The sequence below is a fragment of the Anabaena sp. EIM26 genome (assembly GCF_057568715.1).
Genome location: NZ_CM172472.1, coordinates 1,073,292 through 1,090,020 on the forward strand (window position 1 = coordinate 1,073,292; position 16,729 = coordinate 1,090,020).

Sequence of the window (16,729 nt, forward strand, 5' to 3'; positions counted from 1 at the left end):
TAACACACCATTATCCCTAACCTAGATATATCAACAGTTTCAGGCTGAAAAAGTTGGATAAGGTGCAAGAAATAAGCGATTAAAATATCAAAACCCGTTTTATGGTGCGTCAGATATCAAATATCTGTTTATTTTCAGGATTTATGAGGTCTGACGCACCCTACTAATATGCCAATTGCGTAAGTCCTATTATATATTTGCAGTTAAACCCAAACGAAAAGTAAACCCAGGACTATAAATGCGATTAACACGTTCATATTGTTCACCGAGTAAATTTTCTAAGTAAACAGTCACTCCTAAATTTTTACTCACAGGAATGCGTCCACTCAAATCTAAATTCACAAAAGATGGAGAGAAATCTGTGTTTTTATCACCAGCAGCAGTATTAGTAAAAACAGAACGACGAGTACCACTATTGTAAGTCAAATACAAATTAGCTTGCCATCCATCTTTTTGGTAACCAATTCCAGTTTGCAGCAAAGAGTAAGGAATTAAACCTAATTGTAACCCTTTATCTGTTCCTGTTTTAATTTCGGCATCTGTATAAGTGTAATTGACAAAAGTAGACCACTCACGAGCAATTTTTAATTGCAAAGCAGCTTCTAAACCATTGGTATCTACTAAGCCAATATTTTCCCACCTGCCACTAATGACTCCTAAGCGATTATCTAAACTGCTGCCAAAATATGTAAACTGTGCCAGCAAATTACTAGATAAATTAATATCCACTCCCGCAGTCCAGGTAGAACCAGTTTCTGGTTTTAAATCCGGGTTGGGGTCCCAACCATGTACCGTATCATAAACATATAATTGATCTAACCCAGGATTGCGTTGCGCCCCTGCCCAACTGCCACGAACTGCAACTACTGGATTAATGACATAACGTAAGCCAGCACTGGGATTAAGATAACTACCAAATTGTCCGTCAAAGCTTTGTCTTAGCCCTAAATCAACTAACAAAGCATCACTAATTTGCCAAGTATTTACAGCAAATAAGGCTGTATGAAAGAGATTTCTATTTTCGGTTTCATTCTGATTAATACGATTTGGGGCTGTGCTGAAAACATCACCATTTAAATCAGTATTTTTTAAATCTATACCCCAACGTAATTGATTATTAGGGCTAAGTTTCCAATCATGATCAACTCTGGCTGTAATTTGTTGGGTATCTAAAACTCCTGTGCGATAAAATGTTGCTCCTGTTGGGCCATAGGTACTAAAGTAATCTTGGTTATAACCGATTGTAGTTGTCAGATTTGAGTCGTTATTCTTACCAAGTCGAGTTTTCCAAGATAATCCAATATTCAAACCATCATGATCTAATCTATCTTTTTGTAAAGGGAATCCAAAATAAATTAAACCCCGACGACTACTAAGTGCAGTTACATCTAAGTTCAAAGAATTTTTAGAGTCTAAATCTAAACCAATGCTGCCAAAATAGCTACTAGTTGCAGTATCAGCATTTGATAAAAATCCTTCAGAGTCACGGTTTGCTGCACCAATAGGAACACGGTAACGGTTATCTATAAAGTATCTTTCAAAGCTAAAATTGTATTTTACTTTATTAGTAGAACCAGCATAAGTTATTTGTTGGTTGTTTAAATTTAATGAGCCAAATTCTACACTACCAGTTAATTTTGCCTGACTATAACCTGCTTTGGTGATGATATTGACAATTCCCCCAAAAGCTGATGAACCATACAAAGAGGAAGCAGCACCGCTATATAATTCGACTTTTTCAATAGATTCTATAGGAATGCTATTTAAATCAGTTCCTCCATGATAAGTATTGATATTAGTGTTAATTGGTCTACCATTAATCAGAAATACAGATTGATTAATTGATGCGCCCCGGTAGTATGTACCTGTGTGAATATCTGCTCCATGCCCGACATCATTGATAGCAAAACCAGGCATTCTTTTTAAAACATCAGCGACGCTAGTAGCTCCCTGTTTTTGAATTTCTTCTTTCTCAATTACATAAGTTGGGGTAGATGTAGGTAAAGCATCTTTTTCTCCAACTACTTCTATGGAGATATCTGCATCATTTGTGGGAGTTGGATCTGCTTCTATTTCAGGTTCTTGTTCAACTTCATTTGATCCAGGTTGTTGAGTTAATAATTGAGCATTAGTAGCAGGTAATTCAATTTCATTTATATTCTGAATGTCAGAATTGACTATATTTTGATCAGTTTTATTATCATTAGCTACAGCAGGAAGTGCTACCAGGAAACTCAGTAAAGAGACTGGCAGGAAAAAGAAACTCTTATTCATATTTCTGAACTCACACCCGGTAAAAACAATCACTATGTGAGATTTACCTTATTAATATAAAAAGTGTCAAAAGACAAGCTGTCATAGTTAAATTAAGAGGAAGGAAGTTGATTTTTCAATTCCTTCCCAGGTGGGTAATGAATTACCGTAGAAGAGAGTTAGGCAATTTCCTCTGTGAATGAAATTTCTTGCTGCACAATCTTCAGCATATCTAGGGTTTTTTGGTGAGCAATTTTCTGCCCTTGCTTTCCAAAGTATGCTGATGCTTGTTGTAAATCAGCGATCGCTCTTTGGTAGTATCCTAAGTTATAGTTCGCTAGTCCTCGGTTAATATAAGCCAGAGCATGACCGGGTTTCAGCCTAATCACTTGAGAAAAGTCATGTATTGCGTCCAAGTAATTACCACTGCGTTCACCAAGACAACCCCGGTTAAAGTAGGCTCTATCATCATCAGCATTGAGACGAATTGCTAGATTAAAGTCGTTCATAGCTGCTGCTAAATTTTGCGTCTCCAAATAAGCTAAACCCCTGTCGTTGTATATATCTGCAAGCAATAGGGTAGTAGTGGGATCGATTTGAGTTAATGCTCGGTTGTAAGCAATTATGGCTTCAGAGTGATTACCTTTTCCAGCAAAAGCTATACCTTGGTTGTAGTGAGCGCGGAAATTATCAGGTTTGAGTGCGATCGCTTGATTATAATCCGCCATTGCATGAAGATAATTACCTTGTCGGTATAGTGCTAGTCCCCGGTTGAGATAAGCCTCTGAGTCATCTGGTGCTAAGTCTAGTGCTTGGGTGCAATCTGCGATCGCTTGATGGTAATCTTGTAGCTGTAGATATGCCAAACAGCGATTTTTGTAGGCTGCTATAAACTCTTCTTGCGTTTCAATCGCCAAATTCAAATACTTAATCGCAGCTTGGTAATTATCTTGCTGCATCTGATTCACACCCAATTTAAACAAGTCACTAGCTGTAATTTCGCTATTAGCAACAGGTAATGAATTGGCACCAGCAGTAAAAAACATCAAAGAAAAAGCTATAATCATCACACTGAAAATTAATCGCCAGAAATTCATCATCACCATCTCCTTTGATCATTTCAGCCATCAACAATGAGCGGGACAAAAAGCCCCGCAAATTATGAGTTGATCAACTTATGAAAAATTAGCTAGCTTACTTCCAATCTTTATCAGCTTGTTCCAGCACGTAGGCGGCTACATCTTCAATCTGGTTAGCTTTCAAACGCTTACCGAAAGCAGGCATAGCAGCTTTACCATTAGTAACTTGAGCAATGATAGCTTCGGCTGAGTACATATTGTACTTTACCAAATCTGCTTTCTTCAAGCTTTTCGCAGCATTAACTAAATTTTTACCACCCGCATGACAAGAAGCGCAATTAGCTGTAAACACTGCTTTTCCAGCAGCAGCATCAGCCGCTAAAGCGGGACTACTGAAGGCAAAGGTGAATATGGTGATACCTAACAGTAATACGGAAATAATCTTTTTCATTTTGTGTTCTCCCTACAACAATCACTTATTAAGTGACATATCTTCTTTAATTCTCTTTTGAGGAAGTTGCATTAGTCAAACGACAGGCTGTCAAACTTGGTTCTCAAATTTGAGGATTATAGATTGATTGATGATTAGCTTCGGGTTTAAGAATAAATGTAAATTTCTATAAACTAAAATTTAGGACGACCAATCATAAAACCAGTATTCCATCATCCTCTCAGTCATACCATTTTACGAAAAATTTAATACTTATAACTTTTCTTAGCCACCCTTGTGAAGGAGGTTTAGGGGAATTTCTGGTGTATCAAACTTAAAATAAAACGGTATCACAAGCGATTTTTATCCCCCATTCAAGCTATTTTGTATACAAAAAATGTAAAAGTATTACATAGTGATGCTTGTGGTGAGAGTAAAACAATGAGCGGGACAAAAAGCCCCGCATAGTATTAATTAATCAACCGAGATGTTGGTTTATTACCAGCCTTTCTCTGCTTGTTCCATTACATAAGCACTAACATCTTCAATTTCGTTTGCCTTTAAACTACTCTTGAAAGCAGGCATAGCGGCTTTACCATTTGTAACTTGAGAAATAATAGCCTCTGCTGAGTACATACCGTTCTCTTCCAAAGCATCTTTCTTCAAACTTTTGGCAGCATTAACCAAATTTTTGCCACCCGCATGACAAGAAGCACAATTAGCTGTAAATACTGCTTTTCCAGCAGCAGCATCAGCCGCTAAAGCGGGATTACTGAAGGCAAAGGTGAAGATGGTAATGCCTAACAGTAATATAGAAATAATCTTTTTCATTTCGTGTTCTCTCTACGACAATTGCTGAATTAGGTGCAATATCCTTATATAATTCTCATCCGAACCATCATCTGAGTCAAAAGACAAGCTGTCAAACTTCACTTTCAAAATCAGTAAATTTGAATCTATTAATTTAATATCTTAATATTAATTAAAGTTTCTGCTTAAAGGTTAAATATTGTTTAAATAACTTGATTGATAGCATTTACCGACTGCTTTTGTTGTAGAGGAATTTCAATTACAAACTCTGCTCCCTCTCCAAGCTCAGAAATGCACTCAATCTTACCATGATGTTTATCCACAATAATTTGATAACTTATGGATAATCCTAAGCCAGTACCTTCTCCCACTGGTTTCGTAGTAAAAAAGGGATCAAATATCTTTTCTTTAACACTTGCACTCATCCCTTTTCCATTATCTTTAATGGATATAGTTACCCAATCAGGAGTTACTATTTTCGTGGAGATTATAATAGTTGGCTGATGATTATTACCTGCTACTCTTTGTTCCTGATGGAAATTATCTAAAGCATCAATACCATTAACTAGAATATTCATAAATACCTGATTCAATTGTCCTGCATAACATTCAACTTTAGGCAAATCAGCATAATTTTTAATAATTTCAATAGCAGAACTCTTCCCATTAGCTTGGAGACGACTCTTCAAAATCACCAAAGTACTATCAATTCCCTCATGAATATTGACAAGCTTCATATCAGATTCATCAAGTCGGGAAAAGTTACGTAATGTCAGCACAATTTCAGTAATACGCTGTGTACCGTTTTTCATAGAAGACAGAGTTTTAGGTATGTCTTCTTTCAGAAAATCAAGTTGAATTTTTTCCATATAGTCATTAATTTTGGGTACAGTCTGAGGATATACTTCTTCATAAAGTTTAATTAAAGCAAGTAGATCATGTACATACTCATTAACGTAAGTTAAATTACCAGAAATAAAGCTAATCGGGTTATTGATTTCATGGGCAACACCTGCAACCATTTGCCCTAAACTAGACATCTTTTCAGTTTGAATAAGTTGGGCTTGTGTAAATTTAAGCTCACTTAGCGTTTCTTGTAATCTGCGATTATTTTCATTTAATTCCTGAGTTCTTTCAATAACTTTTTCCTCTAAATTTGCATAGAGTCGCGCATTTTCTAAAGAAATAGCTGCTTGAGAAGATAGTATTTTTAATACTTGTAATCTGTTGGGTGTGAACGCTCCCACAATCAAAGTATTTTCCAGGTAGAGAATACCAATAAGTTTACCTTGATGAACAATAGGCATACATAGAACAGATTTAACTTTATTTTTAATAATATAAGGATCAGTTGTAAATATTCCATCAGAAGTAGCATTACTAATCACTATATATTCTCTAGTTCTTTCCACATATCTAATTAAAGATACAGGTAGACATTGGTCATCATCGCCAATTATTTGATGAGATTTAAACTCGTTTTCGTCAACACCTTTTTTAGCTTCTATAAACAAATTGCCTTCTTTCTCTAAAATCATATAACCAGTTTCAGCCCCAGCATTTTCAATCACAATCTGCATTAAACTTTCTAGTAACTCATCCAGAAGAATTTCTTCAGATAGTGCTTGTGATGCTTTAATAACTGTTATTAAATCCAGATTATTTGTTTTAGAAGTAGTAGCGGATACAGTAATTGTTGCCTCTGTTGTATGTGTTTTATTTGTTGTGGATGACTGAGAAATTAACTCTCGATATCTTGACTCTAAATCTTTAACTTTAGCGATCGCACCCCAACGCGTATAACCATAGTGAGCCTTTTTTATGTATAATGAAGCAAACTCAGTTCTTCCCAAAGCGAGATAAAATTCTGCTGCGCGTTCATAAGCTAGAGCCTCTTCATGAATATATCCATTATTATTTGCACCCTTAATAGCCTGATCATAATATTCCATTGCTACTAGAGTTTGTCCCAAAACTCTGGCTTTTTCGGCCTCTACAAGATCATACTTGTGCTGGTTATTGACTGGTGCATGAAAAGCCCACTCCTGCAATTGCTCTTGATTTGCTGCTACTTTTTCTAAAACTTCTTTTAATTCATTTTCATATTCTAAAACTGGCTCAAAATTGCGTTCCAAACAGCGAGCAAGAAGTGCTAAAGAATAGTAAAAATTATACTGTACTACGTAAACAGTTCCATTGATGCCAACTTCATATTGTTTAGCTAAATGAGCATTAGCAATAGCCGTATTATAGTTTTTGAAGAAATAAGAAAGAATGGTTCTCCCGAAATATACATAAAAAGTAGCTGTGTTATTTCCTGCCAACTTAGGCATCATGGAATTGTTAAAAATTTCACCTTCTAAATAGGATTCGTTGGCTTCTCTTCTAATAAATTCATATATTGTCTGTCTGAATATTTTTAGGGAAAAACTAAAATAATCTTGTTTTATTTTTTGTGTAAAACTTATATATGGAGATTGGATTTGCTCAATTAATTCTAAATTTTCTCCAGCAAAAAATTGATGCATACAAAATAATAGACCACTATATCCTGCATATTCAAAATCTCCCGCTTCTACACCAAGTTTAAATCCCTCTTGTAGTGGTTCTATTGTTGTTTTAATATGTTCTTTCCAATGTTTAACAAAAATATTGAAAACCGTAAAGGATTTAGGCTTTATTTCTCTGGTATCAAACTTTTCTAAAAGCTGTAAAGATAATTTACCGAATTGATATCCTAATTCAATATTCCGAAGAGGTTTAGGTATCATTATTAATATTAGCCCATAGGAAACATAAGCGTGCGCTGCTAAAGATGAATTTCCATACTTGAGACAAAGCTCAATCATGGTAAAAACAATCAATGGATGAAGTGTAGGTTCTGTAAAATAGGCAGGAGGTATTGCTGTAATCAGCATTCTCATCGCCGCTAGTTTTCTAGGGTCAGTCATTTCTGGCAGATTAGCAAACTCCTCAATGCTCACTTCTACCGGCAGTGTTTGAGATAAGGTAACTCCGAGCATTTCCAGAACTTGTAAATCTATATCTAATGCTTCTCGCATCCTACTTTGAGAAACGTAAGATTGAATTTTTTTCTCATATACTTTAACTGTATCAAGAATATTTTTGCTATGTTGTATAACAACATTAAACAGAGTTTCTGCCTGCTCGAAGTTTGTATTTAAATACTCTGCTTCTACTGTTTCTACATAAAGGTTGAGTGTCAATTCATAATGAGTCTGCCAGCTATCATCTGCCAGCATTTCTAAGCCCAGTTTAAAAAATTTAACAGCAGATTCATAAGCAGTAGAATCCTTAGCTTTGCTTCCAGCTATCAGATTTAATTGAGCTAGATTATATCTTTCTACTTGGGAATAAATTAATTCAGCACCGATATTTAGATGGTTGACAATATCAAATATTTTTTCTTCTCTTGATATTTTGTCTAAATTATTTAAAAGTAGCTGACCAATTTTTAAGTGAACTTCCTTTTTTTGTTCTTCTGGAATTAATGCATAAGCTGCTTGTTGTACTCGATCATGGAGAAATTTATAGTCAATTATAAAATCATTAACTTGCTCTAAAAATTGAGGTAATTTATAAATATTATCAAGAGGCAAAATTAAACTAACTTCTAGAGCCTCCCACAATTCTTCTGCTGTATCTTTCTGTGATTTTTCGTTAATAACAGAGAGGATATCTAAATTAAATCTGTTACCAATACAAGCAGCAAGTTTGAGGGTATTTTGAGTAAAATACTGTAATTTTTGAATTTTACCGAGCATTAACTCGACAACATTATCAGTAATACCTATTTCTTGAATTTGCTCAATTCTCCACTGCCAATTACCTGTATTAAAATCAAATGAAAGTAGATTTTCTTGATAAATATAAGTAAGTACCTGAGTTAAAAAGAAGGGATTACCACCAGTTTTATTAAAAATCAAATCTGCCAGGGGTTTGGCTCTTTCTAATTCACATTTAAGGGTATCAATAACTAATTGATATATATCGGTAATTCTTAGAGGTTGACAATTAATTGTCCTGATGACAACATCAGTTTTTTCAATCTCTTGTAAAGTCAAATTTAAGGGATGAGTGCTATCTACTTCATTATCTCGGTAAGCTCCAATTATTAATAAATTTTGAATTTCTATATCTGTAGATAATAATTGAATTAATTTGAGAGAAGCTAAATCTGCCCATTGTAAATCATCTAAAAATAGAACCAATGGGTGTTGTTTTTTAGCTAAGATACTTATGAATTTTTGAAAAAACAAATTGAAGCGATTTTGAGCTTCATTTGGGGCTAGTTGAGGTACTGATGGTTGTTTACCTATAATTAATTCTATTTCTGGAATGACATCAATAATAATCTGAGCATTAGGAGCTAATGCTTTTAATAAATTGTCTTTCCAAGACGCTAACTGTGCTTCACTTTCTGTCAGTAATTGTCTAATCAATTCTTGCAAAGCTTGAATAAGAGAAGCATAGGGAATATTACGTTTGAATTGCTCAAATTTACCTGTAATAAAATAGCCTTTCTTTTGGATAATAGGCTTATGAATTTCGCTGACTAGAGCCGATTTACCAATTCCTGAATAACCAGCAACTAATATCAACTCTTTTTGTCCTTGATTTACTTGCTCAAAGGCTGTTAATAAAGTTGCTATTTCTGCTTCCCGACCATAAAGTTTCTCTGGAATTTCTAATTGGCTAGATTGATCGTGTCGTCCAATTGGAAAGCTAGATATCTGAGCAATATTTTCTAGCTGATTCAAACAGTTTTCCAGATCATATTGGAGTCCAAAAGCACTTTGATATCTTTCTTCAGCCGTCTTACTCAGTAACTTCATAACAATTGCAGAAATCACCTGGGGAATTTCTGGCTTTAACTGATCTACTGGTACTGCCTGTCTGGCAATATGACAGTGTATTAATTCCATTGGATCAGTAACTTCAAAGGGTAATTGCCCCGTGAGCATTTCATAAAAAGTAACTCCCAAAGAATATAAATCGGTACGATAATCAAGCGAACGATTCATCCTTCCTGTTTGCTCTGGGGATATATAAGCCAGGGTTCCCTCTAGCGAATCAGGATTACTAAATTTAGGTTTTTCTTTGGGGAGAAGAGATGAAATAGAAAAATCAATAATTTTAATTTGATGTGTTTGTCTGTGAACAAGAATATTTGCTGGTTTAATATCTTTATGAATAATATGATGTTGATGAACTTCGCCTATTGCTTGGGTGATTTCGATTGCTATTTGTAGAAAATCAAACAATTCAATTTGCTGCTCTTTAATTAGACTATCAATAGATATGCTATCAAAATTTTCTAAAATTAACGCAAAACTATTATTATATTTTTCTAGACTGTAAGCTTTGATGACTCCTTCTATATCTAAATTTTTCAGGAGATCATATTCATATTTTAATTTAGCAATATCTTTTAGGCTGGGATAATCTATATTTAAGATTTTAATGACCACTAATTTATCATCCTCATTGCTTTTGGCTTGATAAACAGTAGTTTTGTATCCATTATAAATTAACTTTAAAATTTTGTAATTAGATAAATTAATCATGGCTTATCATCACACTCTGGACTGTTGTTAATTGAAAGACGTAGCCTTAGAAATCCTAATTATCTATAAATATAGCAGTCTCCACAATTATTAGAAGCTCCATTTTCTTTAACTTAAAATATGATCTCCTAACCAATATGTCAGTTGGTATGTATATAAGACCAATATTTGATTTCCGAGACATACGTATAGCGTATATATTTTATGTGGCTATAGCTACGTTAAGTTGATTTAATGTACTAGGAGTTTCGGTTGGTGCGTTACAGACTTTTGTCCTAACGCACCCTACAAATACTACAAATACTCAGATTTGTTCAACTGATTCAAACCCTAGATCCAGTTATCCCATTCACCAATAATTTTCTTTGTATATTTGATTTGAAAGCATTGCTGTAGAATTGCTCGCGTTGCTTGCATTCCTGACATAACTGTAGCTTCTACACAACCGGAATTGTAACCGTTATTGATCCAATCACCTGCTAAGTAAAGATTATTGAATCCAGATGCATCTGTTTTGAGACGATACTTGGTACTTTTAGGAACCGAAAGTACATAACGCTCTGTAGGATTGATGTTAATTCGCCAATATTGAGCTTTAAACCGTTCTACACCTTGACGGTTTTGGTAATCTATCAGCAAATCCCAGTTTAATCCTTGAGGATTGTTGGGGAGAGTTGCATTAGGCCAAAGATGTCCAATGTGATTGGTGAGGAAATTCACAGCTTTTTCGTCGCCTTTGATCTGTTCTTGGGCGGGGAAACCATACTCACTGCTGGGGGGAATTCCTGGGTCTGCAATTACGCCAGTAAAATAGGCAGTGTTATAAGGATAATGTTCCGAAGGCCAGTTTTCTCGTGGCAATAAATCACTCATATCCGCGTAAACATCAATAGGCTCAACATAGGCACCAAGAACGGGGCTAGACATTTTCCAACCTAGTTGCGGCAGGGTTGACTTGAGCCATAGCTGTCCACCTTGAGTGGTGACTGTTTTGACTCGATTCAACATATTGTTCCATTGTTGATGAGCAGGATTTTTTTCAGCCTGGAGTATTTCTTGACAGATAGAAGGTAAAGCCGCTATGGAAATACCAAGAAGTACGATATCAAAGTCTTTACCTTTGGTGAGTTTAAATGTTTCTACATCTTGCCAAGGTGTCCAATATGACTCTAGGTTAATTTGCTTGTCTTGGAGCTTTTTGGCTTCTTCGTCTACAATCTGATCGTAGAGAGGCTCACTAGGCCAACAAAGCAGGTCTTTGACGGGGATGAGAGGTTGATATTCCTGCTGTGGATGTTTTAAGTTAACCTGACGTGCGATCGCAATTTCAGCTATTGATTCCTGATTCTGATCAAGATGCAACTCCTTGACAACATGGAAGAATTTAAATTTCACACCCCGACGTTTGAGGACTTCATAGAGGGGCGTAATCACCGTATCACCCATGCCGGCTTGCATCTTCCACATGATTGCCCCGTTGTACTGGAACAGGATGGTCATGAGAATACGAATAGCTGTTCCTGCGGCTAATTGAGGGTTGTTGGTGTTCCCTTCTGGAAAGCCATAAACGAGATCATACAAAACTCGGATAAATGCTGAATTAACACTTGATTCCCGCGCTCCGTGTTTCCTCAACCAGTCTTTATAGTTATATTCATCTAGGTGATCTAAACTACGATAATTAAGAACTCCATCAACAAATAAACCCTGAATGTTAGCTAGTGCTAGATCAATCAGAGTTAACCGCCACTGAATTTCAAAATCTTCTTCATCAGTATCCAAATAATTACTAAAATGCTCTGTAAAGCGATTGATCAATTTCAGAATAAATTGATGCTGTTCTCTTTTATGGTTTTTGGTGTTCTGAGGAAGAAATTGAGCAAAATTATAAGCAAGATTCAGAAACATTCCTTCTGAATTAAAATCAAGGTCTTTGAAAACTTTCCCCAAATTATTGTTGATATTTTCTAACCATTCTCCCCAATGGCTAGGTTCTTGTAGCAAGAGTTGTATTAACTGGCTAGGAACTTGAATGAGACTTTCTTCTAAGAGAAATTCAATGATTTCTTTACCAAGGGATATTTGTTGATTTAGAGTTTCTAAACAATTTTTAGATTGTGATTGTTTAGCATTGATTTCTGTATAAGTCTGAAGTACAAATTTAATAGTTGTGCAAATGTGTTGCCAAATCGAAGATTTACCACCACCTTCCCAGGGAAGTAGGGAATTTGTGGGAAAGTCAAAGGGCAAGTCTATCCATTGCTGATTTATGTATTCTTCTAACACAATCAGACTGTGAGGTTTGAAGGCATCTTCTATAGTACTGAAAGGGCCGTTTCCTCCTAATTCTTCATAACATTGATTGAGCAGACTAAAGGCATTTTCATAGAATCCAAAAAAGATATGTAATCCATGCTCTTCAATGCGGTAATCAGGTTCATGATCAGGTTTATGGGGTTTAAGATTCCGACCGCTCGCACACTTTCCACCTAAACGCCAACCTGTTTGATAAATAGTAATCTCATAGAGGTTATTCCATCCTGGTTGGCTGGTTAATTCATAGGCTGTAGTTAAGGATGCCATTCCTCCACCTAAGATGACAATCTTTTTCGGGTTATATGGTTCTGACATGATGATTTTTCCTGATTTAATAGATATGCGTATGCCAATCAATTCCGTTTATGGAGAGTGTCGAAAAACCCCACCCCTAACCCCCTCACAGGGGTAGGTTTTTAATATTAACTGTAAAGGCAGGACTAGGAAGACAAGGAGGGAAGGTAGACAAGGAAGATTTGATACGCACAATGGTATTTTGACGGACTGTTCTTGTTACCAAGAGAATCTGATTTTGCACGGTTTTCCTCCCTTGTCCACTGTCCTTCCTTGTCATCCTTGTCTTGCCCTCACGACAATGTAAAATACCTACCCTTGTGAGGGAGGGGGAATGGATTTATTAAGGGTTTACTACAAATTACAAATTACGAATTACGAATTATTTTTGTTGTGCTTGCCATACGGTAGTACCATTTTGAAAACTAAAATCGAAATTAAGTAAGAAAGCTATTTTGATAGGAATTTGTATGGATTCACTACCTGGAGAATATCCTGTGTGTAAGCCCAACTCTTGAACGATGGGTTGGCTGGCGAATTTATTGATTGTTAACTCAAATTTATCGCCAAAATCATCGAAGCCAAGAAGTTCTCCACCATGAAAAGTTTGTAATTGCATGGGGGATTCAATCAGGGCTTGATAACAAGCTTTTCGACTATCTTCGGCATCGCGGAATTGTTTGAGGTTAACCAGTGGGACAATTTTTTCAATTAGGTAGTTAAGGAGATTGAATGGTAATCCCAAACCGGGGATAAGTATTTCGTTATTGCTGTCAAATAGTAAATTAGCGATCGCACTAATTCCTTCTTCAAAACTCTCCCAAGTCTTGACAGAGGGATGTTTCTCTCCTTGGGAAATCCGTCGGACTTCCAATAAACGAGCCTCTATCGCCTTGGTTTCTGGGGTAAACTCCTTAAATACCAAGGTGTCTAAAGTAAATAAATCTGGTGGTTGATCAATTTTGGGCATCTGCACCGTCCCAAATTGTTTAAAGAAGCCATACACTTCCCTCCCTGATACTAGAGGAGTGGCATTATTGACATAGATGTAGGGTATGAACCAAGCCAGACGTTCAGCGACAAACACAGGCCCGACCTTTTTCCCAACTACTGTTAACATCCAAAACACAACTTCCTGTTCTTGGACTGTTCCTTTTTCATAATCAGGAGGATTGATGGATCTTAAACTGTCTAAATTGTTGATAGTCAGAATGACATGAGACATCACTGGACGATATTCAATCTCCCCATTGCTAGGATTATTGAGATATTTGTCACACACATCCTGAAGCTTTGACATTGAAGCCTCAATCGCAAAGCCATACATTGTCGTCCCTTTAATCTCATAGGGTTGATTGAAAGCCTGTCCATCTGCTTGTTCAACATACTGAGGATAGGAGGATTTTGGCTTGCATCCACAACAATGAGATTTGACAAAACTTGCCATGTCTTCCTCCATATTTTTGCCTTTAGCGGCTAAATCTTGGAGCAGTTGATCTGGCGTTTGTTGGATTTGGTTTAGGTAATTGGTTAAATTTTGTGGTTCTTGAAAAAGTTCTGTAAATGCACTCATAGCACCGAGAGCAGCATGAAAACTAGTCTGCATTGCTTGGGAGGGGCAATTTGTATTCATATACCTTTGGGTAAGCAGTTAGTTATTTCTACGGTGATGTACCGTTATTTCTTACTATGACTATAAACGATACAACTAGGTTTATACTCAACAGCTAATATCAAGGTACTCCAAAAAAGCTCTGTCATGATTTAAGAACTGATTAACCTTGCTCTGCTAACTGTGTCAGTCCCTCTGCTGTCACACGACAAATTCGCCAATCATCTAAAATATCTGCCCCCATACGACGATAAAACGCCTGTGCTGACACATTCCAATCTAAAACACTCCACTCCAAGCGCCCACAATTCCTTTCTACAGCTATCTTTGCTAATTTAGTTAGTAAAGCTTTACCAATACCTTGTCGTCGAAATTCCGGTAAAACAAACAAATCTTCCAAATAAATTCCTGGCTTAGTTAAAAAAGTAGAATAATTATGAAAAAATAGGGCAAACCCTACAGCTTGCCCCGCCGATTCTGCTAATATTGCCTCTATATATTTTGATGAACCAAATAAATGCTCCTTTAGTGCTGAAGCATCACCCGTTACAGCATGAGATAACTTCTCATATTCTGCCAGACACTGAATTAACGCAAATAGAGTATGACAATCATTTGGTTCAGCAAAACGCACAATCAAATCACTACGCAAAGTCATTAGTCTTTAATCTATAGTCCACAGTCCATAGTTTATACCGAAGCCCATAAATTTTCTTAACTAATGACTGATACTCCCTTTCCAATCTAAATCTTCTGCCTCCTGCCTCCTGCCTCCGAACTCCGTTCGCGTAGCGTCTCCGTTCGGCGAAGCCGTGCCGTAGGCATAGGAGAAACTCCGAACTCCTGCTATATCAACCACCCTTTTAAACGTTTAGCTATATGGGGACGACGCAACTTACGCATAGCTTTACTTTGAATTTGACGCACTCGTTCACGGGAAAGATTAAACATATTCCCAACTTCTTCCAAAGTGCAGGGTTCACTGGTAGTCAGTCCATAGCGCAGAGAGATTACATCCTTCTCCCGTGGAGTGAGGACATCACCTAAAACTTCCCAAATCTCCTGACGCATCATGTTTTCATTCATTTTTGCTTCTGGAGACTGATTATCTTCATCTTCCAACAAATCCATCAATTCTGTGTCTTCTTCCTTCCCGACACGGTGATTGAGAGATAACGCTTGACGACGCAGTTGTTGAAGTTGTCGCAGTTGCTGAACACTAATTTCCAAAGATTCAGCCATTTCAGCTTCCGAAGGGTTACGAGCTAATTTTTGCTTGAGTTCCCTTTGGGCTTTTTTGAGCTTGTTAAGTTTTTCAACAATATGGATTGGTAGACGGATAGTTCGCGCATCATTAGCGATCGCTCTAGTAATAGCCTGTCTAATCCACCAATAAGCGTAGGTGGAAAACTTATATCCTTTATCGGGATCAAACTTTTCTGTAGCGCGGTTTAAGCCCATTGCACCTTCTTGGATTAAATCCAAAAAAGGAACTCCCCGGTTTAAATAGCGTTTAGCGATAGATACAACCAACCGCAGGTTAGAACGAATCATTTTCCGCTTCGCTACTCGTCCTTGATACAAGCGGCTTTCCAATTGTTTTTCTGTCATCTCAAACTTAGCAGCAACATCATTTTTACTCGGTTGCTGTCCCAGTTCCAATTCCAAAGCTGCTTGTAAGTCTTTTACCTCTTCGAGAAACCTAACTCGCCTCGCTAACTCCACCTCTTCATCGGCTTTTAGCAAAGGGTAACGCGCCATTTCTTTAAAAAACGCGCCTACAGCATCGTCATGTTCGGTTTTATTGTATCCCGAAGGACGAGCGGCTGCCATGTCATCCCCATTCCGTTCCTCTGACTCCAAATTTTCTACAATTGCAGAGTCATCAAATACTACTGCATCCAAACTATCAAGTGATGGTTCTTCATGATCAGTAGCGTTCTCCAGTATTTCCATTGTTCCCAATTCAGCAATATTCATAAGTTTTTTTTCGGGATTGTTGCTTTGTTTGGTACATAATTTAGTGACAGCCGCTCATTTGAGGCTTGGTAGTTTTCCTTTAAGGATGAATACACCCATTAACGAGAGCAAAATACAATTTTCTTGAAAATTCCTCAGTCGGAATGAAAATCTGTATCCATCTGTCATGCTTTTGGTTACTTTTAGATACAATTTATATTGTCTTTGCACCCAAAATACCATCTTTTTCGACTACCAGCAGACATATTCCTCATTTTTTTATTGATCACCAAATATGTCAAACCCCCTCAAACATTCTCAACCTTAACAAATATAAAAATTCCATCTCAGGGAGGCTATGTCTTAAATTTTCATGTATTTTCCTAGA

At 36.6% G+C, this 16,729-nt stretch carries 9 protein-coding genes; all 9 read right to left on the minus strand.

Annotated elements, in window-relative coordinates; genetic code table 11:
- Positions 1-189 precede the first annotated feature (189 nt).
- Positions 190-2,274 carry a TonB-dependent receptor plug domain-containing protein gene (locus AC012T_RS04515; RefSeq protein WP_487063482.1) on the minus strand — a complete coding sequence of 695 codons (2,085 nt, stop codon included), beginning with the start codon at positions 2,272-2,274 and terminating at the stop codon, positions 190-192.
- 158 nt (positions 2,275-2,432) lie between these two features.
- Positions 2,433-3,350 (minus strand): tetratricopeptide repeat protein, encoded by a 918-nt coding sequence (locus AC012T_RS04520; RefSeq protein ID WP_487066436.1) that lies wholly within the window; start codon positions 3,348-3,350, stop codon positions 2,433-2,435.
- Between the two features lie 97 nt (positions 3,351-3,447).
- Positions 3,448-3,783, minus strand: a complete 336-nt coding sequence (gene petJ, locus AC012T_RS04525) for a cytochrome c6 PetJ (protein WP_487063484.1) — start codon at positions 3,781-3,783, stop codon at positions 3,448-3,450.
- Positions 3,784-4,260: 477 nt separating this feature from the next.
- Complete coding sequence (gene petJ, locus AC012T_RS04530; RefSeq protein WP_487063486.1) at positions 4,261-4,593, minus strand: cytochrome c6 PetJ; 333 nt, start codon at positions 4,591-4,593, stop codon at positions 4,261-4,263.
- A 182-nt stretch (positions 4,594-4,775) separates the two neighbouring features.
- Positions 4,776-10,160, minus strand: a complete 5,385-nt coding sequence (locus tag AC012T_RS04535) for an ATP-binding sensor histidine kinase (RefSeq protein ID WP_487063488.1) — start codon at positions 10,158-10,160, stop codon at positions 4,776-4,778.
- A gap of 330 nt (positions 10,161-10,490) precedes the next feature.
- A complete protein-coding gene (locus AC012T_RS04540; RefSeq protein ID WP_487063490.1) occupies positions 10,491-12,791 on the minus strand; it encodes an FAD-dependent oxidoreductase in 2,301 nt (766 codons plus the stop codon).
- A gap of 361 nt (positions 12,792-13,152) precedes the next feature.
- Positions 13,153-14,403 carry a hypothetical protein gene (locus AC012T_RS04545; RefSeq protein WP_487063492.1) on the minus strand — a complete coding sequence of 417 codons (1,251 nt, stop codon included), beginning with the start codon at positions 14,401-14,403 and terminating at the stop codon, positions 13,153-13,155.
- A gap of 142 nt (positions 14,404-14,545) precedes the next feature.
- A complete protein-coding gene (locus tag AC012T_RS04550) occupies positions 14,546-15,040 on the minus strand; it encodes a GNAT family N-acetyltransferase (RefSeq protein WP_487063494.1) in 495 nt (164 codons plus the stop codon).
- A 188-nt stretch (positions 15,041-15,228) separates the two neighbouring features.
- Entirely contained in the window at positions 15,229-16,362 is a 1,134-nt protein-coding gene (locus AC012T_RS04555) for an RpoD/SigA family RNA polymerase sigma factor (protein ID WP_487063496.1), read from the minus strand.
- Positions 16,363-16,729: the final 367 nt, after the last annotated feature.

Bases quoted from the DNA above. Each gene is read 5' to 3' on its own strand.
- petJ (WP_487063486.1), bottom strand. From the start codon at position 4,593: ATGAAAAAGATTATTTCTATATTACTGTTAGGCATTACCATCTTCACC.
- AC012T_RS04535 (WP_487063488.1), bottom strand. From the start codon at position 10,160: ATGATTAATTTATCTAATTACAAAATTTTAAAGTTAATTTATAATGGA.
- AC012T_RS04515 (WP_487063482.1), bottom strand. From the start codon at position 2,274: ATGAATAAGAGTTTCTTTTTCCTGCCAGTCTCTTTACTGAGTTTCCTG.
- AC012T_RS04555 (WP_487063496.1), bottom strand. From the start codon at position 16,362: ATGAATATTGCTGAATTGGGAACAATGGAAATACTGGAGAACGCTACT.
- AC012T_RS04540 (WP_487063490.1), bottom strand. From the start codon at position 12,791: ATGTCAGAACCATATAACCCGAAAAAGATTGTCATCTTAGGTGGAGGA.
- AC012T_RS04545 (WP_487063492.1), bottom strand. From the start codon at position 14,403: ATGAATACAAATTGCCCCTCCCAAGCAATGCAGACTAGTTTTCATGCT.
- AC012T_RS04520 (WP_487066436.1), bottom strand. From the start codon at position 3,350: ATGAATTTCTGGCGATTAATTTTCAGTGTGATGATTATAGCTTTTTCT.
- AC012T_RS04550 (WP_487063494.1), bottom strand. From the start codon at position 15,040: ATGACTTTGCGTAGTGATTTGATTGTGCGTTTTGCTGAACCAAATGAT.
- petJ (WP_487063484.1), bottom strand. From the start codon at position 3,783: ATGAAAAAGATTATTTCCGTATTACTGTTAGGTATCACCATATTCACC.